This is a genomic window from Pseudomonas sp. GW823-FHT02C02, from assembly GCF_058797635.1.
The window spans coordinates 1-24,875 of the sequence record NZ_JBXAJV010000007.1; the positions used below are offsets into that span (position 1 = coordinate 1).

At 57.7% G+C, this 24,875-nt stretch carries 29 protein-coding genes and 1 pseudogene; 29 read left to right on the top strand and 1 reads right to left on the bottom strand.

Going from position 1 to position 24,875, the window contains the following annotated elements; genetic code table 11:
- The 19 genes and pseudogenes from AC1ROI_RS13835 to AC1ROI_RS13925 form a co-directional block, all read left to right on the top strand.
- Positions 1-549, top strand: a 549-nt coding sequence (locus AC1ROI_RS13835; RefSeq protein ID WP_492572397.1) for an HK97 family phage prohead protease, incomplete at its 5' end; no start/stop codon positions are given.
- Between the two features lie 9 nt (positions 550-558).
- Entirely contained in the window at positions 559-1,818 is a 1,260-nt protein-coding gene (locus AC1ROI_RS13840) for a phage major capsid protein (protein ID WP_102642689.1), read from the top strand.
- A gap of 49 nt (positions 1,819-1,867) precedes the next feature.
- Positions 1,868-2,113: a hypothetical protein gene (locus tag AC1ROI_RS13845; protein WP_102595916.1), complete on the top strand. Its 246-nt coding sequence runs from the start codon at positions 1,868-1,870 to the stop codon at positions 2,111-2,113.
- Positions 2,114-2,115: 2 nt separating this feature from the next.
- Positions 2,116-2,592 carry a head-tail connector protein gene (locus tag AC1ROI_RS13850; RefSeq protein ID WP_102594260.1) on the top strand — a complete coding sequence of 159 codons (477 nt, stop codon included), beginning with the start codon at positions 2,116-2,118 and terminating at the stop codon, positions 2,590-2,592.
- Positions 2,592-2,930, top strand: a complete 339-nt coding sequence (locus AC1ROI_RS13855; protein WP_102594261.1) for a phage head closure protein — start codon at positions 2,592-2,594, stop codon at positions 2,928-2,930. Before AC1ROI_RS13850 ends, AC1ROI_RS13855 begins: the two co-directional genes overlap by 1 nt.
- Entirely contained in the window at positions 2,923-3,408 is a 486-nt protein-coding gene (locus AC1ROI_RS13860; RefSeq protein WP_102594262.1) for an HK97-gp10 family putative phage morphogenesis protein, read from the top strand. Before AC1ROI_RS13855 ends, AC1ROI_RS13860 begins: the two co-directional genes overlap by 8 nt.
- A complete protein-coding gene (gene gp17, locus AC1ROI_RS13865; RefSeq protein WP_102594263.1) occupies positions 3,408-3,776 on the top strand; it encodes a tail completion protein gp17 in 369 nt (122 codons plus the stop codon). The genes AC1ROI_RS13860 and gp17 overlap by 1 nt, the downstream gene beginning before the upstream one ends.
- A 63-nt stretch (positions 3,777-3,839) precedes the next feature.
- Positions 3,840-4,181: pseudogene (locus AC1ROI_RS13870) on the top strand (phage tail tube protein); the annotation flags it as partial.
- A gap of 120 nt (positions 4,182-4,301) precedes the next feature.
- Positions 4,302-4,568 carry a phage tail tube protein gene (locus AC1ROI_RS13875; RefSeq protein ID WP_256580130.1) on the top strand — a complete coding sequence of 89 codons (267 nt, stop codon included), beginning with the start codon at positions 4,302-4,304 and terminating at the stop codon, positions 4,566-4,568.
- A 9-nt stretch (positions 4,569-4,577) separates the two neighbouring features.
- The gene (locus tag AC1ROI_RS13880; RefSeq protein ID WP_102594265.1) at positions 4,578-5,003 is read left to right on the top strand and encodes a phage tail assembly chaperone family protein, TAC; all 426 of its coding nucleotides are present in this window, start codon (positions 4,578-4,580) and stop codon (positions 5,001-5,003) included.
- On the top strand, positions 5,000-5,212 hold the full coding sequence (locus AC1ROI_RS13885) for a phage tail assembly protein T (RefSeq protein ID WP_102594266.1): 213 nt from the start codon (positions 5,000-5,002) through the stop codon (positions 5,210-5,212). The genes AC1ROI_RS13880 and AC1ROI_RS13885 overlap by 4 nt, the downstream gene beginning before the upstream one ends.
- A 60-nt stretch (positions 5,213-5,272) precedes the next feature.
- A complete protein-coding gene (locus tag AC1ROI_RS13890; RefSeq protein ID WP_102594267.1) occupies positions 5,273-7,837 on the top strand; it encodes a phage tail tape measure protein in 2,565 nt (854 codons plus the stop codon).
- A complete protein-coding gene (locus AC1ROI_RS13895) occupies positions 7,834-8,286 on the top strand; it encodes a hypothetical protein (RefSeq protein ID WP_102594268.1) in 453 nt (150 codons plus the stop codon). Before AC1ROI_RS13890 ends, AC1ROI_RS13895 begins: the two co-directional genes overlap by 4 nt.
- Complete coding sequence (locus tag AC1ROI_RS13900; protein WP_102594269.1) at positions 8,283-8,768, top strand: DUF1833 family protein; 486 nt, start codon at positions 8,283-8,285, stop codon at positions 8,766-8,768. The genes AC1ROI_RS13895 and AC1ROI_RS13900 overlap by 4 nt, the downstream gene beginning before the upstream one ends.
- 2 nt (positions 8,769-8,770) lie before the next feature.
- The gene (locus tag AC1ROI_RS13905) at positions 8,771-9,178 is read left to right on the top strand and encodes a hypothetical protein (protein ID WP_102594270.1); all 408 of its coding nucleotides are present in this window, start codon (positions 8,771-8,773) and stop codon (positions 9,176-9,178) included.
- Positions 9,150-11,873, top strand: coding sequence for a host specificity factor TipJ family phage tail protein (locus AC1ROI_RS13910; protein ID WP_102594271.1), 2,724 nt, complete (start codon positions 9,150-9,152; stop codon positions 11,871-11,873). Before AC1ROI_RS13905 ends, AC1ROI_RS13910 begins: the two co-directional genes overlap by 29 nt.
- Before the next feature lie 58 nt (positions 11,874-11,931).
- On the top strand, positions 11,932-14,091 hold the full coding sequence (locus AC1ROI_RS13915; protein WP_102616832.1) for an SGNH/GDSL hydrolase family protein: 2,160 nt from the start codon (positions 11,932-11,934) through the stop codon (positions 14,089-14,091).
- A gap of 50 nt (positions 14,092-14,141) precedes the next feature.
- Positions 14,142-15,503 (top strand): SGNH/GDSL hydrolase family protein, encoded by a 1,362-nt coding sequence (locus AC1ROI_RS13920; protein ID WP_102594273.1) that lies wholly within the window; start codon positions 14,142-14,144, stop codon positions 15,501-15,503.
- Between the two features lie 58 nt (positions 15,504-15,561).
- Positions 15,562-15,987 (top strand): cell wall hydrolase, encoded by a 426-nt coding sequence (locus AC1ROI_RS13925; protein ID WP_102594274.1) that lies wholly within the window; start codon positions 15,562-15,564, stop codon positions 15,985-15,987.
- A 15-nt stretch (positions 15,988-16,002) separates the two neighbouring features.
- On the opposite strand, the gene AC1ROI_RS13930 is transcribed toward AC1ROI_RS13925, so the two are convergent.
- Positions 16,003-16,392 carry a hypothetical protein gene (locus tag AC1ROI_RS13930; protein ID WP_102594275.1) on the bottom strand — a complete coding sequence of 130 codons (390 nt, stop codon included), beginning with the start codon at positions 16,390-16,392 and terminating at the stop codon, positions 16,003-16,005.
- Between the two features lie 715 nt (positions 16,393-17,107).
- On the opposite strand from AC1ROI_RS13930, the gene AC1ROI_RS13935 reads away from it, so the two are divergent.
- The 10 genes from AC1ROI_RS13935 to AC1ROI_RS13980 all read left to right on the top strand — a co-directional run bounded on the left by AC1ROI_RS13935 (position 17,108) and on the right by AC1ROI_RS13980 (position 24,869).
- Positions 17,108-17,842, top strand: a complete 735-nt coding sequence (locus AC1ROI_RS13935) for an XRE family transcriptional regulator (protein ID WP_102594303.1) — start codon at positions 17,108-17,110, stop codon at positions 17,840-17,842.
- A gap of 597 nt (positions 17,843-18,439) precedes the next feature.
- Positions 18,440-18,748 (top strand): tail fiber assembly protein, encoded by a 309-nt coding sequence (locus AC1ROI_RS13940; protein WP_224795545.1) that lies wholly within the window; start codon positions 18,440-18,442, stop codon positions 18,746-18,748.
- A 132-nt stretch (positions 18,749-18,880) separates the two neighbouring features.
- The gene (locus tag AC1ROI_RS13945; protein ID WP_083374908.1) at positions 18,881-19,291 is read left to right on the top strand and encodes a tail fiber assembly protein; all 411 of its coding nucleotides are present in this window, start codon (positions 18,881-18,883) and stop codon (positions 19,289-19,291) included.
- 133 nt (positions 19,292-19,424) lie between these two features.
- A complete protein-coding gene (locus AC1ROI_RS13950; protein WP_102594277.1) occupies positions 19,425-19,775 on the top strand; it encodes a phage holin family protein in 351 nt (116 codons plus the stop codon).
- 46 nt (positions 19,776-19,821) lie between these two features.
- The gene (locus AC1ROI_RS13955; RefSeq protein WP_102594278.1) at positions 19,822-20,334 is read left to right on the top strand and encodes a hypothetical protein; all 513 of its coding nucleotides are present in this window, start codon (positions 19,822-19,824) and stop codon (positions 20,332-20,334) included.
- Between the two features lie 3 nt (positions 20,335-20,337).
- Positions 20,338-20,949, top strand: coding sequence for a phage baseplate assembly protein V (locus AC1ROI_RS13960; RefSeq protein ID WP_102594279.1), 612 nt, complete (start codon positions 20,338-20,340; stop codon positions 20,947-20,949).
- A gap of 10 nt (positions 20,950-20,959) precedes the next feature.
- Positions 20,960-21,292, top strand: coding sequence for a phage baseplate protein (locus AC1ROI_RS13965; RefSeq protein ID WP_102594280.1), 333 nt, complete (start codon positions 20,960-20,962; stop codon positions 21,290-21,292).
- On the top strand, positions 21,289-22,284 hold the full coding sequence (locus AC1ROI_RS13970) for a baseplate J/gp47 family protein (RefSeq protein WP_102594281.1): 996 nt from the start codon (positions 21,289-21,291) through the stop codon (positions 22,282-22,284). Before AC1ROI_RS13965 ends, AC1ROI_RS13970 begins: the two co-directional genes overlap by 4 nt.
- Entirely contained in the window at positions 22,281-22,916 is a 636-nt protein-coding gene (locus AC1ROI_RS13975) for a phage tail protein I (protein WP_102594282.1), read from the top strand. The genes AC1ROI_RS13970 and AC1ROI_RS13975 overlap by 4 nt, the downstream gene beginning before the upstream one ends.
- The gene (locus AC1ROI_RS13980; RefSeq protein ID WP_102594283.1) at positions 22,917-24,869 is read left to right on the top strand and encodes a phage tail protein; all 1,953 of its coding nucleotides are present in this window, start codon (positions 22,917-22,919) and stop codon (positions 24,867-24,869) included.
- Positions 24,870-24,875: the final 6 nt, after the last annotated feature.

The window sequence follows — 24,875 nt, forward strand, 5'->3', positions numbered from 1 at the left end:
GAGTCCATCGCCGATTTGAAGGCGAAGTCTCGGTCGCTTCCGGTTCTGTGGCAGCACCGCACCGCCGAGCCAATCGGATCGTGGTCGATGGACACCTTGAAAGAGGACAACAAAGGCCTGTTCGGGGATGGCGAACTCTGGCTGGCTGACGCGCCGTATGCGCGCATCGCCATGCGAGGCATGAAGTCTCGATCTATCACCGGGCTCTCCATCGGCTACTACGTCCGTGAATCCAGCTTCGACGAGAAGACCCGGATCAGGACCCTGACCAAACTCGACCTGGTCGAGATTTCCATCGTGACTGTGCCGGCCAACGACGAGGCCAGAACCGACACCATCAAGTCGAAGCTGGCTCACGGCGGTCTGCCTTCACTTCCTGAATTTGAGCTGCTCCTGCGCGAGGCAGGCTTCTCGAAAACTCAGTCCGCGGTGATTGCCAATCGCGGACTGCAGCATCTGCTCCGGAGCGAGTCCGCGGGCGACCTGGCAGCAATTGAAGTGGTCGAGGCGCTTAAGTCGCGCCCAGCACTGTCCCTCCCTTCGTTTTGAGGATTCACCATGCATGACGCCATGAGCAACCAGGCTCGCGCCGAAGACCGTCAGATGCACCGTAAGGAGCATGCCGACGACAAAGTCCAGCTGAAAGCAGTCAATGACCTTCTGGATCAACGCGACCAAGAAATCAAAGCGTTCGCCGAAAAAGCGAACAAGGAAATTAAGGAACACGGCACCATCCTGACGGAGACCAAGACCATTTTGGATGGTCTGGTGAAGGATGGTCTGGCCCTGCAAGACCGCTTTCAGGACATCGAGCAGAAGCTGGCGCGCCGCTTCGCCGCGAACGATCCGAGCGAGCAGAAGTCCGTCGGCGAACAGCTGTCGGATTCGGATGACTACCAAGCACTGACCACGAAAGGTCGCGGCATTGCGCGCCTGAATCTGAAGGCCGTCACCAACATCACCAGCGCCACCACTGGCACTGGCGGCGTCGGCGTGGGCATTCAGCCGACCCGCGTCGCGGGGATCATTACCGATCCTGAGCGCCAGTTCACGATTCGCGACCTCATCATGCCTGGTCGTACTGGCTCCAACGCCGTCGAGTTCGTCCAAGAGACCGGCTTCCAGAACATGGCCGCACCTCAAGCTGGCGAGGGTGCGCTGAAGGCTCAGTCCGATCTGTCTTTTGGCATGGTCACCACCACTGTCAAAACCATCGCTCACTGGTTCAAAGCCTCGAAGCAGGTTCTGTCGGATATCCCGTTGTTGCAGAGCTACATCAACGGCCGTGCGATCTACGGTCTTAAGTACAAAGAAGAAGAGCAGATCCTCGCTGGTGACGGCACCGGCCAGAACCTGTTGGGCCTGATCCCGCAAGCCACCACTTTCAACGAGGCGCTGCGCAAGGCCGGCGACACCAAGATCGACACCCTGCGCCGCGCAATCCTACAAGTACGGGTCGCTGAATACCGCGCTTCGGCCATCGCGCTGAACCCGGTCGACTGGGCCGATATCGAGCTCACCAAGGACAGCACCGGCTCCTACATCTGGGTCAACGTCCAAGAAGGCGGCGTCCAGCGTCTCTGGAAGTTGCCGGTGGTGGACAGCAACGCGGTACCTGAAGGCGAGTTCCTGGTGGGTGCAATGAACATCGCCGCCCAGGTGTTCGATCGCGAAGACGCTGCTGTCGAGGTTTCGACCGAAGACGGCGATAACTTCCGCACCAACATGGTCACTATCCGTGCCGAAGAGCGCCTGGCGCTGGCGGTGTACCGCCCGGAATCCTTCGTGCACGGTGAGTTTGAAGACCCAACGCCTTAATCCCTCAATCATCCAAGGAGCGCGCCCGGGTGACCGGGCGTGTGTGCTAATGCCAGATATCGAAGTGACAACCAAAAAGGGCTTTCTTAACGGTCATGAGTACGTGAAGAAAGGCCGCGCCATTACCGTCGATGAGTTCCGGGCCAAGGAGCTTCACCGGAACGGGTTGATTGAGGATTACGACGTGAAGCAGGCGGCCGAACCCGAAAACAAACAGGCCAAGGAAGCGGATAACAAAGCTGCTCCAGAGGCCAGCCAAAAGCCGAAACCCGAGCTGAAAAACAAGGCTAAATAATCATGAGCGTGATCAACATCGAATTGGCGATGAAGCACCTTTTGGCTGAGCCGGAGGATCAGGATCTCGTCCAGTCGCAACTGGATGGGGCCGAAGATGCGGCGATGGCCTATCTCCAGCGCTCGTTCTTTGTTGATCAGGCTTCCCTTGATGTTGCTCGCTCGCAAGTGCCCGCCGCGCGGAACGCTGCTCGCATTGCATACGACGCCGCCTTGGCCGCTTCTGCTCTGACCGATGATCATCTCTTGCGGTGCGAAGCGTTGGCCGATGCGACTTTTTCTTTTACGGAAGCGCTGGACGCCGCAACGCGAGCCGCCCGCGGGATCGTCATCACCCCCAGTATTCAGTCCGCCTGCCTCTTGAAGCTCGGCCATCTATTCGCCAACCGCGAGGAGGTGGTGACAGGCACCATTGCTACCGAATTGCCCCTGGCCTCCAAGGCCCTGCTGATGCCATATCGCATCCGGATGGGTGTCTGATGAGAGCCGGTAAATTGCGACAACGGATCACCTTCCAAGCACTTGGCCTCACGCAGGACCCGGTTACCGGCGAGCAGGTCGAAGGATGGACGACGGTGTGGGAGAAGGTTCCTGCTTCGGTCGAACCACTCAGCGCTCGCGATCTGATCGCGGCGCAGGCCGGCCAATCCGAAGCATCGGGCCGTATGGTCATTCGGTATCGCCCTGGTGTGCTGCCGACGATGCGCATCCTGCACCGCGGCGACGTTTACAACATCCAAGGTCCGCCGATGCCCGATCCTGACTCAGGCCTTGAGTACCTCACCATTCTTGTGGCGAAGGGGTTGAATGATGGCTGACAGCATCGAGTTCAGCCTGGTGGGCATCGACTCGCTGATTGGGAAACTCGAAGCCATCAGTTATGACATGAAGCGCAAGGGCGGTCGTTCGGCGCTGCGCAAGGCCGCACAACTGGTCGCCGACAAGATGAAAGAAGGTGCCAAGAGAATCGACGACCCAGAAACAGGCCGCTCGATAGCGGACAACGTCGCGCTCCGCTGGAATGGGAAGTTGTTCAAAGCGAGCGGTGATCTCGGTTTCAGGGTCGGGATCCTGCACGGCGCGGTTCTGAAAAATGGCGGCGACACGTCGGCCAACTCACCAACACCGCATTGGCGTCTGATTGAGTTCGGTACTGCGAAAATGCGCGCTCAACCGTTTGCCCGGAAAGCTCTCGCTGACAACATCAGCGAAGCGACCAACACCTTCATAACCGAATACGAAAAAGCCATTGATCGTGCCATCAGGCGAGCGGCCAAGGCGTCCGGGAGTAGCTGATGCCAGCAGCACCAATATTCACCGTGAGTGCAGCAGATGCTGGCGTTCGCGCTCTGCTCGGCGTGACGCCTCACAGGCTGTATCCGTTCGGCGAGGCGCCAGAGGGTGTAGCGAAGCCGTATGCCGTTTGGCAGCTGGTCACAGGCAGCCCTGAGAACTACTTGGCGGGTCGCCCTGACTTGGACGGATTCACTCTGCAGGTTGATGTATACGCCGCAACTGCGTCATCGGCCCGAGCCGTCACCGACGCCATAGCCCATGCCATCGAGCTGAAGGCAAACGTTGTCCGCTGGGGCGGCGAGAACAAGGATGCAGCGACAAACCTTTACCGGTCGAGCTTCGACATCGACTGGCTTGTACCCAGATAGCCAAACCCCAATCCCAGGCCCGCCATGTGCGGGTTTTTTTCTGCCCGACATTTGGAGAACGCCATGTCGATCCTTTCCCAAGGAACCCAGATTTACGCGCTCGTGCCCACGGTTGCGAACCCTTTGATCTTTGAGATTCTCGAGATCGAATGCGCAACGGCTTTCAGCCCGGGCGGTAACCCCGCCGATCAGATTGAAACCACGTGCCTCAGTCAAAAGGTGCGGACTTACATGCGTGGTCTGCGCACTCCTGGTCAGGCGTCGCTGACGCTCAATGCGGATCCGCGCAACGCATCCCACGTGCGCCTGCATCAACTGTCCGAAGACGACAGCATCGAAAGTATTCGCTGGGCGGTTGGCTGGTCTGACGGCACCGACATCGAGCCTACCGTTGGCACCGCCGGCGCCTTGGCTGCAATCAGCCTCACCACTGGCGGTACCGGCTACACGACCGCTCCAACTGTCGCTATCACTGGTGGCGGCGGTACCGGCGCGACCGCGACCGCGATCATCAGCGGCGGTGCAGTGACCGGCTTCAACATCACCAACCCGGGCGCCGGCTACACGTCGACCCCGACCATCGCTCTGACTGGTGGTGCAGGTACCGGCGCGACCGCGACCGCCGTCCTCGGCGACAGCGACGATTTCGTTCTGCCGAGCACCCGCACCTGGTTCATCTTCGACGGCTACGTCTCCGACTTCCCGTTCGACTTCGCCGCAAACGCTGTGGTCACCACTGCCGCCGCCATCCAACGGTCCGGCGGTTCGGCCTGGATCCGTAAAACTGCCTAAGGGTTTGAAATGAAACTGACTCTTGAAAATCTGAAAACGGCCGGCGCCTTTACGGGGCGCCCGGTTGAGAAGGAAATCACCTGGATGCAGGGTGATAAGGAAATCACGGCGACCGTGTTTATACGTCCCCTTGGCTATCAAGCTGCGATCAGCGATGTGAACTCGTTGAATGGCAAGCAGGACAGCCTTGCCGGGCGCCTGGCTGCGAGCGTGTGTGATGAGAGCGGCGTCCCGGTGTTTACCGTTGACGACATCACTGGCGCCGCCGACCCAGAGCGTGGTGCGCTGGACGGCCGTTTGACCGTCGCGTTGCTCGCCGCAATGTTTGAGGTGAACAACGCGGGAAAGATGAAGAGCTCACCGCCCTCGACGAGCTCGAGCACGAACTCGCGCTCTCCCTCGGCTGCACGATCGCGGAAGCCCGCGAAAGGGTGAGCACGCTCGAGTTTCATCGGTGGGCCAAGTACCGCAAGGAGCGCGGCTCACTGAATGTAGGGCTGCGCATTGAGCGGAGCGTGGCGGTCTTATCGGCGATGTATGCCAACAAGATCAGCAAGGACGGTGGATTCAAGTTTACTGACTTCATTCCTCACGAAGGCAACCGAGCGCTGAGCTTGGAAGAGGCGATGAAAGCTTGGGCGTAAACACCACCGATTGAGGGCCGGCCCGCAACTGCGGGCTTTTTTACGACTGGGAGAATGGGAATGGCCGGCAAATCACTGGGAACACTGACACTGGACCTGGTGGCGAAGATTGGCGCTTTCACCGGCCCGCTCGATAAAGCCAGCCAGGAGGCGAAGAAGCGCAACGCAGAGATCGCCAAGTCATTTGACAACTTGGCGAAGGGCGTCGGTGTCGCGATAGGCAGCATCCCGGCCGTCCTGACGGCGCTGGTTGTTCACTCGGCAAGCGTCGCGAAAGAGATATCTAACCAGGCAGCGCTTGCCGGTCTCGGGACCACAGAATTCCAAAAATATGCCGCCGCTGCGAAAACCGTAGGGGTTGAGCAGGACAAACTGTCGGACATCTTCAAAGACACCAACGACAAGATGGGTGACTTTGCGAGCACTGGCGGGGGCGAGCTAAAAGACTTTTTTGAAAACATCGCACCAAAGGTTGGACTCACTGCCGAAAGCTTCAAAAAGCTGAACAGCAAGGACGCTCTGGCGCTCTATGTCACCAGCCTTGAAAAGGCGAACGTAAGCCAGCAGGAAATGACCTTCTATATGGAGGCCATCGCCAACGACTCGACCGCACTCGTTCCGCTGCTGCGCAACGGTGGTAAAGCTTTTGATGAACTTGGCAAGGCCGCATTGGACGCCGGTATCGTCATGGACGAGACGACGATCGCGGCGGCTAAACAGTTCGGTATTGAGCTGCAGGGGTTGGGGCAGTACATCACTTCAGCGCAAACGATGCTCGCTGCTGAATTCCTTCCCGTGCTGGCCCAGTTTTCGAAGGACATCAATCAGTCAGCGAAAGACGCTGGCGGGCTGAGCGGTGTCGTCGGCGATCTGGGCGAGAAGCTGGTAACAACAACGGCTTTCTTTGTAAACGCCGGAGATGGCGTCGTCCGCGTTTTCGACATTGTCGCAAATACGTTGGTGGGCATGTTCGCCACTGCGGTCGGGCACACGAACAACCTGGTCGCCCAGGCAAACAGTGCATTGGGTACGCTTTCGTTTGGTGAGACATCAAAGGAATTCAAGGCTACCGCTGCGGAGTATGCGAATGACGCGAGAATCCAATTCAGCATTGCTGCACAAGCCGCGGACAGCATCAACGAAAGCCTGACCCAGCCGCTTGCTGGTGACAAATTCAAGGAATACGTGGCTAACGCAAAAAAAGCCGCGTCGGAAATTTCCTCCACCACTCTCAGCGTGACGCCGGGCAAAGGCAGTGGTGTAGATCCCAAGGCCATTGAACGCGCTAAGAAAGCCGCACAGGACGCCGCTACCGCCGCAAAGAAAATAAGCGACACGTTCAAAAGTACTGAGACTGACCTCGAACGCCAGATCGCGCTGATCAATACCAGTACAGACGCCCAGAAAAAAGCGACTGAGATTGACAAGATCCGTTTTGAAGTTGCATCGGGAAAACTGGTCGGGATCAACGCAATCCAGCAACAGCGTCTTGAAGGGCTGGCAGCTGAGCTGGACGCCCTGCAAAAAATAAAGCTCGCCAACGAAGATGCCGCGAAGCTGACGACATTCGGCGACACGCTCAAAGACAGCAATCAGACGGTAAAGCAGAGTTTCGAACTAGAGCTTGCCGGCGCCGGGTCGGGCGACAAGTTGAAGGAGCGGCTGCAGGCTGATCTCGCGATTCAGCAGGATTACAACGAGCAGGCCGCTGACTTGCAGAAGCAGCTCAACGGGGGAGACATCACCCAAGAGTTGTACGAAAAAGAAACCGAGATGCTCGGCGAAGCACTTGCAGAGCGAATGATTCTTCAGCAGGACTATTACAACCAACAGGACGAAGCCCAAAACAACTGGCTCGACGGTGTCAGTTCTGCCTGGGAGAGCTACCGCGACACGGCCATTGATTACCAGCAGCAAGCTGCTGACGCTACATCCAGTTTCCTCGAGGGGACCAGCAGCGCGATATCGGACAACCTGCAAGCGATGGTCCTTGAGAATCAGAGCTTCGGTGATTCCGTCGCGAACGTCGCCGCCTCTATGGCGAAGTCAATCATCGCAGCTTTGGCTGACATGGCCGCGCAGTGGTTGGTCTATCAGGCGGTGCAGTTAATCGTTGGGAAGACCACACAAGCTAGCGCCGCTACGACGCTGGCTGCCAACGCAACAGCTATGTCACTTCAGGCCGGTCTCGCCGCATTCGCTTCGACTGCCGCAATTCCGATTGTGGGGCCGTTCGCAGCTCCCGGCGCGATGGCCGCCGCTTTGGCTATCACTGGTCCGCTCGCCGGCGCTGTGGGTGCCGCTGCACTTGCCGGTATGGCTCACGATGGTATCGATGCCGTTCCAGAAACAGGCACCTGGCTGCTTCAGAAAGGCGAGCGTGTGACCACCGCCGAGACCAGCTCGAAGCTGGACAAAACCCTTAACGATGTACAGAACCGGCAAGCGTCCGGCGGGGGGGTCGTTGTGAATCTGCATGAAGATGCGTCGAAAGCCGGCCAGGTTCAAACGAGCACCAACAATGGCCAGACATCTGTGGATGCCTGGGTTTCGAACATCATGAATGACGGCGAAGTGCACGAAGTCATGGCGCAGAAGTATGGGCTTAGCACGGTGGGTTCATGATCGTTTATCCAAAGCAGCTGCCGCTCCCACTGCTGGAAGGCTACAAGCTGAGCACCGTCAGCCCGTTGATGCGGACGAGGCTGGAAAATGGACGCTCCAGGCAGCGCCGCAAGTTCACCAGTGTCCCGACCGAGCCGTCTCTCAAGTGGATCTTCAGCGATCAAGAGGCGGCTTTTTTTGAAGCCTGGTTCGCCCGGATCCTGATGGACGGCACCTTGTGGTTTCTGGCTCCACTGAAAACCCCTTTGGGGCTGAGAGACTATGAATGCCGGTTCACTGACATTTATGACGGGCCCGAGCTGGTCGGGATTGATCACTGGCGATACTCGGCGACTCTGGAACTTCGCGAGCGGCCGTTGATGGAGCCAGGCTGGGAGAATTTCCCAGACTTCTGGTTCGGCAAAAACATCATCGACATGGCGATCAACAGGGAGTGGCCGAAGGCATGAACCCACTCGACATCTGTTATGCGTCGCCCGGCAGTGAGGTCCTCATACCCACGTTCGAGATTTTCAGCACTGCCTGGAGCGAATCAATCGTGATTTGCGCTGGGTTCGAAAATCAGACTTGCGGTACCGAGGATGGCCGGACACTCACATTTCTTGCGGGCGGGATTGATGTTTCATACCCGACAAAAGACAACACGGGCAGCCAGTCGGTAACGTTTGCCATCGACGGCGTGACGGGGCAGGCACAGAACCTGATCCGTGCGGCAATGGACGCCGATGCGATCATCAGGGCAACCCTTAGGCTTTATCTCAGTACTGACCTGAGCCAGCCTGCTCAGCGGCCTTACTATCTGGTCACCACCGGCGGAAGCTTTGAGGGTGCGACTGTTCGAGTAGACGGCGGTTACTTCAATCTGATCGACACGAACTTCAACCGCGAAACCTTCAACGCCCTCAACGCCCCCTGCATTAAGTACCTCTAACCATGCCATCACGATACCTCACTGCCATCTACAAGGACGGCGGTCGCGAACTGCCGTCCGTGGATTGCTGGGGCCTGACAACCATTGCCAGGTCAGAGCTTTATGGACTGCCTGCGCTTTCACAGTTTGGCGAGGTAACGCGTCATGGCATTCATGCCTTTCAGAAATCGTACCGAGCGGAGGTAGTCAGGGCGCTCGAGCGGTGCGATCCGTTCCCCGGAGCAATTGCTGCCGCAATGAAAGGCGACATCTGCGCCCATGTGGCGTTGGTGGTTCTCAAGGACGACCGGCTTCAGGTGCTGGAGATCAACCCCGGCAGCGGGGCGCGGATCGTTCGCCTCCAGGAATTCAAAGACAACTACATGACGGTGGTGTTTTATCGTGATCGATATCTATGCGAACAAGCTTGATCAGGATGTGCTGCGTGAGTACCGAGTGAATACCCCAACCACTCTGGAGCAGTGGCTGACCGGCAACGTGAAGGGCTACGAGCGCCGCGAGGTGCCGCCGATGAGCATCGCCGTAAACGGATGTCTGTCGAACCCATCGGATTGGGCGGAGACGAACTTCGGCCCCGATGATCATGTGCAGATTTGGATCGAGCCAAAGGGAACAGACCCGGTGTCGATCACCATCGCCGCGATCAAAGGCATTCAAGCGGTGATGAAACTCATAACTCCACGAGTGAAGTTGCCGAAAACAGGCAATCCAACTCAAGGGAGTTCGTTATCCGGCGCCAATGCGAAGGCCAACCAGGTCAGGTACGGCGACCCAGTGCGCGAGTTATTTGGAGAGGACGAAATATTTCCCGATTACATCGTCGAGCCTCGTCGCAAATTCAAGGGCCCGAAAGACGAATGGCAATACATGATGCTGTGCGTCACCCGCGGAGAATGTGAAATCCTGCCAAGTGACATCAAAATCGGTAATACCCCGATCATCGCGCTCGGCAGTAACGCCACCTACCGGGTCTACGGGCCTGGCGAAGACGTGAGCGCCGAACCGGCGGCGCAATGGTGGTATCAGGCGACAGAGGTAGGCGTAACAGCTACAGGTACATCAGGTCTCGATCTGAAAACAACCACAACTGTCCCACAAGCGCCGAGCGCTCAAGCCTTTCAGTTTAATAATCGCCTGATAACCATCCCAACCGGAGCTGGTTCCTTTCCTGCTGGCTGGGCTATTGGGATGATTATCAGAATAGAGGTGATGTACCAGTACACGGTGACAGCCGGCGGCGGTGTCGGTGGTCGTGATCTCGTCACCGGGCCACTTGAGCAGCTTGGCGCATTCCCCGGCATGCAGATCGAAGTGGTGGGGGCGAATGCCGGACGTTATCTGGTTAACAGCTATACCGCGCCCGCCGGTGGAAATCCCGCCCAGATGACTCTGAACACCACGAGTGGAGCCCCAGTTTCCGGACTTCAATCGGGTGTCGGCTGGGCCAGCATCGGCTACACGGGGCTTCGCTACCGTATCACCGCAGCCAGCACCTCACAGATCAGCGTCGAACGACTCACAAGCGCTGGCTTAACGGACGGAGCTTGGCCTGGATTCTCTTTTATAGAAAGCAACTCAGCAGTACTGGTACTGGATAATTCGAACCTTGAGGGGGATTGGTCTGGCCCGTATGCACTGTGTCCGCCAGCGGAGAAGACAACCAAAATATCCTTCACTGTTATGTTCCCGAGCGGCCTGGCGGGTGTAACGCAAAAAGGCGTCATCGTCCCGTGGTCCGTGACCTATGAGTTTCAGTACAGGGATATGGCTGCTGCTGGCGCATGGTCGTCTTACGTCGAGACGATTACTCAATCCACGCTTGATCAGATCGGGTTCACCAGGGAACTGACGATCGGTGCGGCCATTCGACCCGAGGGCCGGATGCGTCGAATCGGGGCGAAATCGACCGAGACCAACATTCAGGACAACATCCAGTGGTACGACGCAAGGACATTGCTGCCAAGTCCAACCAGTTACCCGGGCTGGACAACGATCGCAGTCTCGGCCGCCGGTGGCGGAAAGCTCTCCAGCCAGAGCGAGAATAAAGTTTCGGTGGTGGCCACACGGAAACTTCCGGTTTTGGTTGATGGTGCATGGACTCCGGACAACCGAGTGACCCGCGATATCGCCCCGGTTTACAACTACATCGCCAGAGCTCCGGGTTACGACGCAGCGGATATCGATTTTGAAGAGTTGGCCACCTTCGACAGCATCTGCAAGCTGCGCGGAGACAAGTTCGATCTTTCCGTCGAATCATTCATGACGGTTAAGGAGGGGCTAAATACGGCATTGGCGGCCGGGTTCGCAGAGTTCACGATCAGTCGTGGGCGTTTGCGGCCAGTGCGTGACCAGAAGCGTGATGGTTTCGATAGCGAGTACTTCCCGGCTGGCACACAGGGTTACTCCGCACAAAACCTGATCGGCCCACTGAAGATCAGCTTCAAATCGCCAGACCCGGCAATGGATCATGACGGTGTCGATGTCGAGTACAAGGACCGCTTTACGCGCCAAACGGAGACGGTGAAGTGTCGTCTCCCTGGGCAGCAGGGAATCAAGGCCGAGAAGGTAAAAGCGATTGGTATTGGAGACAGGAATCGCGCGTACCGTTTGGGAATGCGCAGAGCCAGCGAAGCCCGATATCGTCGATGGAGTTACTCGTTTGAGACAGAGCTTGATGGTAATAACAGCGACTATCTCGGGCTTGCCGGTGTATCGGATGACACTCCAGGCCGCGGGCAGAGCGCACTCATGCTGGGGTTCACGCCGGTAGCAGGCGGGGTCATTCTCGAAAGCTCCGAGCCTTTCATCTGGATCGAGGGAATCAGCCACACAGTCGGCATCCGCCGGCTTGATGGCACGCTCAGCGGGCCATGGGTAGCAACCCGAGTAAACGAATACCAGTTGAGTATCCCTTCCATCGATTTCGTTCCGGACACGAGCTGGAACAGGGAGCCGCCACATCTGCTCTTTGGGCCGGTGAGTCGTGAATGCCATCGCGTACTGGTCAGCAAGGTTTCACCGAAGGGAAGCGAAAGCGTCTCCGTGCAAGGGTTCAACTACGACGAAAGGGTCTATCTGTACGACGACTCTTCAGCGCCCGTCTAAATAATCAAATCCACAAATAGCCCGCCACTGCGCGGGCTTTTTTGTGTCTGGAGAAAACATGCGATTCAATACGGGCAACCCAGTCGAGCCAAACGGGTCCAGTGATCCGCGAGACCTTTACGACACCTCGGCAATTGCCGATCTGCTCGTGAATGGACCGTTAGGTGAGTACCTTAGCCGCCTTGGTGTGCCGCTCACATCCTGGCGCGGGATCATGCAGCAGGTAACTGATTACTTAATCGCGCAAAGCTATGAGTCAATTTATCTGGCTTATGCGGCCGGCGTGGTGGTTGCACGCCAGACGCAACTTGTCCAGAAGGATGGCGAGCTCTATAGGGTGAAGAATGCGGTAGACATTCCATTAACCCTGACTGGTGTTTGGGCAACTGACGCATTGAAATTGCAGGCAGTAGGCGACGCGGTGCTTCGTCAAGTCCTCGCGTCTAGCGTCGGTGCCACAAAAGTTGGCCGCGGCGCCGGCACGGTTGAAACAGCACTGACCGCTATCGAGGTGAAGAACACGTCTCAGGATGCGCTGATTCTGGCAAACACCAACTTCGTCGCAGCCGCAGGTAACGCAAACCGGTGGTTCAGTAACACAATCGAACCGGCGGTTATCGATCTGCATTACGGCACGCTGGCGGGCACTGGTTGGACCTCGTCAGATCCAGGCGGCGTGGTTTCAACACTGACCACGGCAGGGGCGGCCGTCAACACGACTGATATTCCAGTAGTCAGCACGGCAACGTACTATGTTGGCCAGCTGATTTGCTGGCTTGCGTCTGACGGCCAGTATTACACCGCGACCGTCGGCGCCTTGCTCGCTGGCCCGATCATTCGCCTGGATCGCCAGCTGACCGTTTCGATTGCCTCCGGAGCGCCTGTTTACAACTTTTACGCCAACGATGCCCACGCCAACACCTTCGGCTATAACGCCGTTGCGGACGACGCACTGCGCCAACTCAACGCCAAGCGCATTTCACGGATGGAATATCTGTCCAAGGACGGCGCGATCTGGTCACCCATCCTCGGCGCCACGCTGGCCAGCAACCCAAACGGCACGACTTACGGAAACCCGGGCGGTAACGCCATTGGTGAGCGCTCGATCTCTGTCACCAGCGCTGCGGCAGGCGCAGGCTGTTCGTCTTCTTGGGTTGGTCTTCAGGGTGGTGATTACCGGGCGAACGTGGTAGTCAACCCAGGCTTACGCGCCGGCAGCCTATCTGGATCGATCGACATCTTCATCGACGAGCTTATCGCCGACGGTACTGTCTTTCAGGTCGCGCAGCTAGCTGGGATCTTGAGCTACAGCGGGATCATGTCGAAAGACATCCCGTTTTCCGTGCGTGAAGGCAGCTGTGTGCGAGTTCGAATCACGTCGCCTAATGGTGGCGGCTTCACCTTCTACCCTGGCCCGATCAGCTACCACCGCCAGGCGGGCTACCTCAACACTTTGAACCGTGGCAAACACGTCCTGTTCGGTGACAGTTGGTTTGGCGGCGGCGACATCTTCAACCGACTGGTTGCACGGCTTCCAAAGGCCACGATCATCAACAAGGGCACGGGCGGCAACAAGGCATCTGACCTGATCGCTCGTTTCACTGCGGACGTGATCCCGAGCGCGCCAGATTTCGTCTGGCTCATCATCGGCACCAATGATTACTACGCAAGTGTGGCGCCGGCACTGTTCGAGCAGCAGATTAATCAGCTGAAGACGCTGTGCCAGGGCATCGGTGCGCAACTGATCGTCTTCAACCCAACAGTCGGCGCGTTCGCCCCAACCCTCGGCGGCGGCAACCAGCTGCTGACTTCTCGGCGCTACGCACTCGGCGTGCGCTACCACGGCCAAGAACTTCAGCCGAATGGCGCCGGCACAACGATGCGCAGCGCCAGCTTCTTCAAGACTGTGACCATTGCCGCGTCCGGCGCCGACTTGATTGGCGTCTGTCCCGGCCAGACAAGGTTGCCTGCACTGATTCGCTTCCTGAACCAGTCAATCACCGGCCTGACGCTGAGTGTCGATTTCACATCCAACGCAGACGGCACAGGGATTGTTGACGCCAACACCTTCACAGGTGTTGGGCCATTCAAGGATGTTGCAACGACGCGCGTGGATACAAATCTTCGTTATGTTGCCGTGCGAGTAACCAACGGTACCGGATCACCAATTACGGCCACGATCCTTGCCGATATTTGCTGGCAGCAATCGCTGGTCTAACCAGCCTCTATGTAATAATGCGGGTACATTCATGGACGGATTTGTCCCGCATGCGTTACCCCCTCGCTTTATTGCTTTGCCTGGTTACTTCCCTTTCAGTCGCAGCCGAGCCAACTCACAACTTGAATCCGGCATTTGTCGATCTTCATTTCGGCACACTGTCCGGGGTAGGTTGGTTTCCAACAGAGCCAGGCGCCATTGTCGAGGCCACCGCCAATGCCCCGATCCCGGCGGGCAGCTTCACAATCCCTGTATCTAACACTTCTGGTTTCAGCCGCGGTCAATTGGCCTGTTACGAGGCTGAGGACAAAACCTTCTATCCGGTAGTGGTCAAGGCCGTCACTGACGGCGCCTTGCAGATAGATCGGCCGCTGCCCAGCCCGATAGCCGCTGGCGGCAAGGTCTACAACTTCTACAACAACGATTCCCACGCCAACAAATACGGGTTTGCCTGCGTTGCTGACGATGCGCTACGCCAGCTGAGCACCCGGCCGATGTTGCGCAGGGCTGCGCAGTTCAAGGTGTCCTCAGGTTGGGAGCCCATCAATGGGGCCCAAGTCACCAGCGTGGCGACTGTGGATTATGGAGGCGTAGGCGGACAGGTTGCAGACGGTTTGGCCATGGAGGTTCGAACGCAAGCTGCTGGCGGCGGCGTGGCTTCCAAAGCCGAGGTCATGTTTTACGAGAATATTGTTACGAACGTGGTCATCAATCCTGGCACCCAGGCCGGCAAGCAATCTGCCGCGCTGGATATATCAGTGGTGGAACTGCGCAAGACCGGGGAAGTCATCGAAGCGGCGAAGGTGCGGGTGAACCGGGACGACACAATCATTTCTCAAGACATCCCATACACCATCATCGCCGGCAGTAAAGTGCGGATAAAGGTGACGGTGCCAAACTCCGGCGATTCTGTTTTCTACCCGGGGTCGATCACCCATTACCATGCGTTGTCCCAACCTGAAGACTTGAACCATGGCAAGCACGTCCTGTTCGGTGACAGCTGGTTCGTTTCCGGTGGCGATTTCCACTATCGCCTGATCAAGCGCCTGGATAAAGCGGTTGTGGTTAGCAAGGGTATTGTGGGGAATCGGATCGATCAGATGGTCGCCAGGTTCTTCAAGGACGTCGCCCCTGAAAAGCCTGACTATGTGTGGATCAATGTCAGCACCAACAACTACTACTTCAGCACGTCCAACGAAGACCTGCAAAGGCAGATGACTTATCTGCTGGACTATATCCGCTCGATTGGTGCCAAACCGATTTTCTTCAGCCCAACAGTTGGGGCCATCGTTCCAAACACAAACGTCAATCAGTTGCAGAAGTCGCGTAGCTACGCCATCAACACCCTGTACGTTCCAGCTGTGATGTATTACCGAAGCCCCTTGGCGCTGCCGGTTATTTCTTCCAACTGACACACCTTCTTTCATAAGGCCCGCCATCGAGCGGGCTTTTTTTTGTCCGGAGAAAAGAATGACCGTTACAGAAAAAGACAGAGACATCCTCGCGCGCACGCTGTGGGGCGAGGCGCGGGGTGAAAGCCTTGCCGGGCAGATTGCCGTGGCCTGGACTATTCGTAACCGCGTGAACGACGGCAAGACCAAGTCATGGTGGGGGGAGGGCTATGCCGGCGTGTGCCAGGCGCCGTATCAGTTCAGCTGCTGGAACAAGAACGATCCGAACTACGCCTCCCTCAGTGGGGGCAAGCCTATCCAGTTCCGGGAGCTTGCCCAAGCGCGGATCGCTGCTGACCAGGTGATCGACGGCAAGGTGCCAGATCCCACCGGCGGCGCCACGCACTATTACGCGATCGCCATGAAGAAGGCTCCGGTCTGGGCGGCGAAGGCGAAGCAGACGCTGAGGCTCGGTGGTCACGTCTTTTTCAAGGATGTGCCGTAGCTCCCGGCCCCGGGCTCAATTGCCGGAGGTGTCCCGCTGAATGGGGAAAGGGCTCTCGAATGGCTTCTCGCCGGATAACTCGCGGATCTTGAGGGTGAGTTCGCTGATGTGCCTGCCTTTGGCCATCAGCTCCCAGTTGCTTCTCGTCTCAATTTCGGTGGCTCTGCGGTTTGAATCTGCGAGGTCGGCCTTGGCCTGCATCAGTTCGGCACGCAGTCCCCCGCATTCTTTGGTGACACCAGCGTGCATCTGGACCAGGCCGAAGATGTCTTCGCGGGCTTTGCGCAATTGCAGGGTCAGTTCCTGCACCTCGTTCTCGGTGATGCGCAGGAAATAGCGGCAGGTCTCAAGCTCAGTTGGGCAGCCAAGCCAGTCGCTGGTGTCTTCGATTTCGAGGGGGTCCACGGTCACGCCTTATTGATACTGTTCGGATATACAGTAATCGAGGCGCAGGATTCGGGCGAGGGTGAGGCGACGAGCTGTAGGATTTTGGATTGTGTACGGTCGGCAGGACGCCGGTGGTGGGATTTCTACTGTGGATATTCTTCCCCAAAACGCAACCGTTTGGGCCAATGTTTATTGGATTCTAAAGAGTCGCAAAAGGTGCTGCTTTTTGTGGGCGATTTGTAGCTCAAGGCCTTGATTATAAAGGCCTTGATTGATTTATATACGGCATCCCAGGCTTTGACACCGCAAACGACTTGCCGGCGCGGGGCAAATGAGGACGGGAAGGGCCGAAACGCTGTCTAAAACTACCTCCCCCTTGCTCGGTTTCATTGGCCCGAAAGGCGCTTATGTCGGGGTAGTGTTTTAGACAATGGCCAATGCATACCCTTGAGCCACAAGCCCTGTAGCCCATTCCAGATAGTACTGCTGCATCATTGGCGTGTGGGAGGACAGATCGGACAGTGCTTTATTCATCGGATATCAGGCAAATTCGTTGAAAGGTGTAGGGCAAAGGAGGGACATCAGCCCGGCTTTTCCGCGATGGGCGCAAGGTTAACATGAGCGGTCTGCCGGACGCAGGCATGAAAGCCCTGCCGCACATTTCCAATGTTTATGCATGATTTATGCGAATCAGCATTTGTCTTCCGAAAAAAGTTCAAGCACTATGCCCGTTATGCAAAAACGCAATGTTTCTACCGTCTTAAGAGCGCTGCTCGATCAGCACGGGATCTCCCCCACGGAGCTTCACCGTCGCACCGGCGTGCCTCAATCCACTCTCTCGCGAATCCTCAGCGGGAAGATCGTCGACCCTTCGGATAAACACATTTCGAAGATCGCCGAGTACTTCGCTGTGAGCACCGATCAGTTGCGCGGGCGCGCGGATGTCGCTGCCACCGCCAATGCCGGGCGCGATCAATTGCATTCCGAACTCAAGGATATAAGTCTGTGGGACGATGACACGCCCGTCGATGATGACGAGGTGTCGGTCCCCTTTCTTCGCGAGGTTGAATTGGCTGCTGGATCAGGAAGATTCGTCATCGAAGAAAGCGAGCGCTCTAGCCTGCGCTTCGGCAAGCGCAGCTTGCGCCATAACGGTGTGCAATTCGATCAGGCCAAATGCGTGACGGTGCGCGGCAACAGTATGCTGCCGGTGCTGCGCGATGGCGCCACCGTTGGCGTGAATGCGGGCAAGTGCGGGATTGGCGACATCATTGATGGCGACTTGTATGCCATCAATCACAATGGCCAATTGCGGGTGAAACAGCTTTATCGCTTGCCGACCGGTATTCGCCTGCGCAGCTTCAATCGGGATGAACACCCGGACGAGGACTACACTTTTCAGGAAGTCCAGGAAGAGCAAATCGTCATCCTCGGTCACGTCTTCTGGTGGGGCATGTACGCCCGTTAACCTCACCGCCCTGCAATAAAACCCGCCACCGAGCGGGTTTTTTTTCGCCTGCCACAAACCGTCAGCGCCTTTGTTTGCAGGGCTTTCATGCGCCAGTGCATTTATAGCGTATAAATAAATGCATTTGCGCATTGACTGTATATGCATCCATGCATATTCTTTGTCTCAAGCCGCTCAACAAAGCAGCTCGAAACGAAGCTCTTTAGTTCCACCACAAAAGGCAGCGATGAACCGGCCTCAACGGTTCAGAGGGTTGGCAACTGACCCGGGTGTGCAGCGTAAAGCACCAGAAGCAGTTATCCGGCGGGCAGGGACCGCGGTCGGAAAAACAATCTGAATGGATCCGTACCGCGCCAGTAGCGCCGAAAGATCAACGCGAAGGACCGCATTACTGAAAAGCCCGGCAAGCGTCGGGCTTTTTGGAATGCCTACCTCGGGGTAGGAGTCGAAACACCGGGATGCCGGTGATCAATAAGGACATAAACATGAAAAAAGTGCGCACGCATTGTCGGCTGCAAAGTCGACAACATCTACCAGACCGTAAACCCCATCGCTGACGAGTTTCCGTCCGACCAGCTCTGGGTCGAGGTCTCCGGGTTGTCCAGCAACCAGGTCGACTACTCCTACAACGCCGTGAACACCGACGGTGTATGGCGCTTCAACTCGGGCTTCCCTTATCCAAGCTCGCCGCACGGTGAGCAACTGCGCAATGAAAAGGTCCGGCGACTCGACAATGTCACGGCCAGCGTTGAGTCCCTGGCCTTGCAATTCAAAGTCGACGTGGGCGTGGCCACTACCGCGGAGCAGACTTACCTGCTGGCTTTCAAGGAGTACTGCATCGCTTTCAATCAGGTCAATAAACAGCCTGGCTTTCCGCTGACCATTGTCTGGCCCGAGTTGCCTTGAACACGATCTGAAATCGCAGCAAAACAAAGACCGCATGACCCGTCCGCAGCGCGTGCAATGGCTGTCGCTGCGCGACCCGGCATGCAGAAATGAAAAGCAGCGTCCGCTGCAAACTTTACAAGGAGTTGGAAGATGAACCGATATGCATGCGCAGACGGGATGAATGGCAAGGTCACCGCACTGGTGGATGCCGAGCAAGCGCCGACTCCCATCGCACCGTGGATTTTCTGGGTTGATGTAACGGGTAACACGGAAATTCGGGTGGGATGGAAGGCAGAGCAAATCGACGATGTCTGGACGTTTACGGAGCCTCCCTACGAAGAGCTGCTCAATCAGGCGCTTGGTCGCACACAGCAATTTCTGGAAGAGGCAGGCCGTTGGCTGATGTTCAATCCTTTGCCATACAAGATTGATCTCGGCATCGCCTCACCGTCGGACGAAGCTTTGCTGTTGGCCTACAAGCAATACGTCGTCGCCGTGAGTGAAGTGAAAAATCAACCGAGCTATCCGCGAAACATCAATTGGCCCGTCGTTCCCTGGTAATCCAACAGTTCGTTCAAGCCATCGCAACGGATAGCAATGCATCACCGAAGAACCCGGCGCTCGCCGGTTTTTTTTCAATGCCTTTTCACGTCGTGCCATTCAAGCACGCATCAATCACCCCGGGAGGCGTGACATGACAAACGAGCAACAAGCGTTGCTGGACATGCCGATCTGGCTCGTCATCGTGCTCGCGCTGGTGGGCGGGGTGTCCGGCGAAATGTGGCGCGCCGACAAGGACGGCGCCCGCGGCTGGTCACTGCTGCGGCGTCTGGCCTTGCGCTCCGGGGCCTGCGTGATCTGCGGGGTCTCGGCCATCATGCTGCTGTATGCCGCCGGCGTGTCGATCTGGGCCGCTTGCGCATTTGGCTGCCTGACGGCGATGGCCGGGGCGGACGTGGCCATTGGTCTCTATGAGCGCTGGGCGGCCAAGCGGATTGGTGTTTGCGAAGTGCCGCCGCGCGATTCTCGCCCTGATCAACAGTGAGGCGACATCGCCGACCTTCACATTGAAATCTGACAGGAGGCCCTTAATGCCAGTTGTCATCGAAAAACCTTCACAGCTGTTTACCGCGATTGCCGAGGCATTGCGCGGCGCCTTTCCCGAATTGAATGTCGGGAGTCATCAAGATTTCGACAGTACAGGCAATCTGACCTGGGTTCTGATTGCACTCGAACACGATGCGTCGGGAAGCCGTGCCCATGACGGGCGTATCGCTCATGTCATGACGGTTTCGTTGCAAGCCGTGTCGCCCAGTTCCGGCCTGGCCGCCTGCGATCTGGGCTGCCAGCTGAAAAGCCTGATCACTGACAGTCGCTGGAAACTGCCCGCCGATCAATGCGATCTGCCGGTGAGCATCGATGGCGTTGCATCCACATTCATCAGCGGCGCCCGGGAATACGACACCTGGACCGTTTCCTTCACCCAGACCTTATACCTCGGGCCATTGCTGCTGGACGACCCGTTGGGCACTCCGAAATTCGCCCGTACCTGGGAGGTGTCGGACATCGACGATCCAGACCAGTACCAGCCACTCGAGGAGTAATCCATGTTCGACGCACTGTTCAACCAGCAACTGGGCCCGATCATCGAGCGCCTGGCCGAAATGGAAACCGAGATCGAAGACCTGCATCGACGTACCGACAGCCTCTGCCGCATCGGCGTGTGCGAGGAAGTCGATGCGGCCAGTAATACGTGCAAGGTCCGCCACGGTGAGTTGCTGACGCCGGCCATCCGCTTTTTTAACCCGAGCGCCGGGGCGCAAAGCGAGTCGCGTATTCCCTCCATCGGTGAACAGTGCGTGTTGCTGAACCATGGCGGCGGCGACAGCGGCGGTCAGTCCGTTGCGTTGTTCGGCCTCAATGGTGGCCAGTTTCCTCCGGTCTCAACGCAGGCTTCGCTGACGCGTCGCTGTTATCAGGACGGCACCGAAAGTGGCTATGACGACGCCAGTCACACCCTCCACTGGCAAAACGGCCCGGCCACATTCACCGGCACTCGCGAATCGCTCGAGCTGAGCATCGGCCCGGCCCGGTGGGTCATGACGCCTGAGGCGATCCAACTGCAACTGGGCGCGACCGGCTTACTGCTCGACGCATCCGGTGTGCACCTGAGCGGCCCCTTGGTGGATCACCAGGGGCGAGTCATTAGCACTGCATAAAGAGATTTCCATGATCGGAATCGATAGAAACACCGGCGTAACGGTCGACGACTGGCCGCAGTTTGTACAGCGTGCGACCCGGGCGCTGACCACGCCTTTGGGCACCCGTCAGAAGCGTCCTTTGTATGGTTCTCTGATCCCGAATCTCTTGGGACAAAACCTCGGCGACGACCTGCTGATGCTTGCCCAGAGCCATGCGGCGCAGGCGTTTTACAACGAGCAGAACGGCATTGGTGATTTCCAGCCGCAGGTCATTGTTGCCAGCCGCCTCGGGGCAGGGCTGTTGTTGCGTTTCGCCGGTCTCTGGAAAAACCGTAATCAGACATTCGAGGTCGTGACATGAGCATGTTGATACCCGGCCAGAACCAGTTGGCCGAACCTTCGATCGTCACTGTCGAAGCGTTCGAGGACCTGCTCGCGGAGTTCAAGACGTTTGTCGTCGAGTACGTCGGCGCCCGTTCTCCCGAGCGTGCGGAAAAACTCAAAGTCAGCCTCGACAACGAAAGCGAGTTGCTGACCCTCGCCCTCGAAGCCTTTTGTGTGCGCTTGCAAATCCATGAGCGTAAATACAACGCCCGGATCAAGCAGATGCTGGCGTGGTGGGCGACGGGGAGCAACCTCGATGCGCGACTGGCGGACATGGGCCTTGAGCGTCAATTACTCGATCCGGGCGATCCGGCGGCATTCCCGCCAGTGGCCCCGGTTTATGAAAGTGATGATGACGCCCGGTTGCGTTACTACCTGGCGCCCCATGCACCGGCGGCCGGGTCGCGCATGCAATACCGTCGTGAGGTGTTCACCCTAGGTGAGCGACCCGCTGTGAAGGTGGAAACCGCTGCTGCGGGCGTGGTGACGGTCACCTACACATTCGACCCTGACGGCTACGCGGCTCAGGTCAAAGATGGCAACGGACGCCGCACCGCTCCCGGCGAGGTGATGGTCACGGTGCTTGCCCGGGAAGGCGATGGAGCGCCATCCGAAACACTTCTTGAAGGCGTTCGCCAGCATTTCGCCCGGCCTGATGTACGCCCCGAAACGGACCTGGTCACGGTGCAGGGGGCACACATCAAAACCTACAAAATCCGGGTCGTGGCAAAGATCAACGCCGGGCCTGACTCCGGGTTGACCAAGGTGGCTGCGCAGCAGCAGTTGCAGGCGTATGCCGACAGCTGCCATCGACTGGAGGGACGCGTTGATCCGAGCTGGATCGACTACACGTTGCACAGTGCCGGCGCGGTTCAGTTGCAGATTCTTGAGCCGCTGGTGCCAATCGTGGCAACGGCTTTCCAGGCCCCGTATTGCACGGGTGTCGAGGTCGAGGTGGATACGTTATGAGTGACGACAAGCCTCGTCCGAGCCTGTTGCCGGCCAACAGTTCGCCACTGGAAAGGGCGCTTGATCTCGGTTTCGGCCTATTGCTTGATCGGATTGCGCCGCCGTTTCCGGCGTTGATGAATCCGGCTGAAACGCCGTTGGCGTTCTTGCCTTATCTCGGCGCGGATCGCGGTGTTAGCGAGTGGAGTTCCACGGCGGGCGAAACCGAAAAGCGTTTGACGGTAGAACTCGCCTGGCCCACCGCTCGCCAAGCCGGGACACGCATGGCCTTGGAAAACGCTGCCAAGGGTTTGCAATTGCGACCCGACGTGCGCGCCTGGTACGAGCAAACACCGCCAGGCCCGCCTTACAGCTTTTCTGTTCGGGCCTTTACCGAACAGCCCTACAGCGAAGACATCGATGCCCGTCTTGATCGACGTCTTGCGGACGCCAAAAGCGAACGCGACACCTTGACGATCTCCGTCGGCTTGAGCGCCTTCGGCAATCACGTCATCGGCGCGGCCACCGTGTGCGGCGAACTGACCACGGTGTACCCGATTGTCATCGCGGGGCTTGAAACCTCGGGCCAGGCCTTTATGGCTGCAGGGCTCTACACCGTCGAAACCTCCACTATTTATCCTCAGGGGTCCTAAATGGCCGACTATTACACCCTGCTTACCAATGCGGGGATCGCCTACGAAACTGCCTGCAAGGCGGCGGGCTTGCCGATCAAGTTGTCTCAGCTTTCCGTCGGTGACGGCGGTGGCGCGGTTTACAACCCTGCGGCAAACGACACCGCGCTCAAGCGCGAAGTCTGGCGCGGGCCGCTCAATGCACTGTTCCAGGATGAGAAAAATCCGAGCTGGTTGCTGGCTGAAGTGACCATCCCGCCGGATGTGGGCGGCTGGTATGTGCGTGAGGCGGGGATCTGGACCGATACTGGGATTCTGTACGCCATCGTGAAGTATCCGGAGTCGTTCAAACCGGTATTGGCGACGTCGGGATCGGGCAAAGAGTTTTACATTCGCTCGATTTTCGAAACGAGCAATGCCTCACTCGTGACGCTGCTGATCGACGACACCGTGGTTAAAGCGACCCGTGCGTGGGTGGCTTCCTATATCACTGACGAACTTGCCAAACTCGACAGCAAGCAATCGGTGCGCGTAGCGACTATCGCCAACATCGCGTTAGCCGGTCCTCAAGCAATCGATGGCGTGGCCGTTGTCGCTGGCGATCGAGTTCTCGTTAAAAACCAGACGGCCGCGAAAGATAACGGCCTCTATATTGCCGCGGTTGCTGACTGGGTTCGGGCGAAAGACGCGGACGTCAGTACAGAGGTGACGTCGGGTCTGATCGTCTCCGTAGAGCAAGGAGCGACGCTGGCCGATACTCGTTGGCAGTTGGTCACTGACGGGGCGATTGTCCTGGGCACCACGGCACTGACGTTCCAGAACGTGACGCAAGGCTTTGCGCCGCTCAACTCGCCGGCGCTGATCAGCCCAACAGCAACTACGCCTGTGCTGTTCGACGACTCTAAAGCAATCGCCACGACGGAGTTTACCCGGCGCAGCCAAGGCAACTATCGCGGTGTGACCAGCGTGACCGGTGCGACCACGTTAACGACGACAGCAGCCGGCACCCTCGTGAGCATGATTGGAACGTTCTCGGTCACCTTACCGACTGCCGGCAGTCTGCCGTCTGGAGGGGCGATCAATTTCCGCAATATTGGCAGTGGCAACATTACAGTTGTTTGTGCCGGGGCTGACACGATCAACGCCGGCGCCGGTCAAGCGTCGGCTACCAGTCTGGTAATGGTGCCAGGGGCTACTTTGGAGTTGGCCAGTGCTGGTGGCTCCGGCTGGTGGGCTTCGGGTTCCGCTCAGTTGCAATATGCTGCGGTGCTCGGCAACACACCTCCCCGATTTGATAACACCAAAAAGCTTGCAACGACTGAATGGATCAAGGCCAGAGGGTTCGAACTGGGTGGTTTTTACTCGTTTGTTGCCCCGTTGACCGGTATCGCGGCGCACGTGGGCAGTATGGTTCACTGTTACGGTAGCGGGCCCGTTTCCTACAGTATTCCTGACTCGGTGGCTAATGGCATTCAGGCAGGCGCAACCATTCGATTGCAGAACTGGTCAATTGCAACCCTGATTTTGTCCACTCAGGGGGCGGACAAAATGCAGGAAAGTCTCTCTATTCCGCCTTCCGCTGCGAGCAGGTCGGTTCCACCAGATACCTATCTGGATATGATCTGCGTTGGCGACGGGGCCTGGGTTTTGCTGGGTACCGGTGTCGTTGGCAAGACTGCACCGTTTGGTGCACTTATGTCGGCGAACGGCTATCAGAAACTCCCTTCCGGTTTGATCATTCAGTGGATGACGGCGCTGTTTTCAAGCGCGGCGCTGAGCACTCCTTTTAATTTGCCCATTGCTTTTCCGAGCAAGAACTTCGGCTGCAACGTTTCAATGACAGACAGCACTATTTATGGCTCCACCGGTTCTCCGTTTGTGGCGGGTATGGCCAACGGCTTGGGCCAGGTCGTTGTGCAGTCCAACTACACCGCCAGCCAATCGGCAGTCCGCGTACTTGCCTTCGGCATGTAAAGGGGA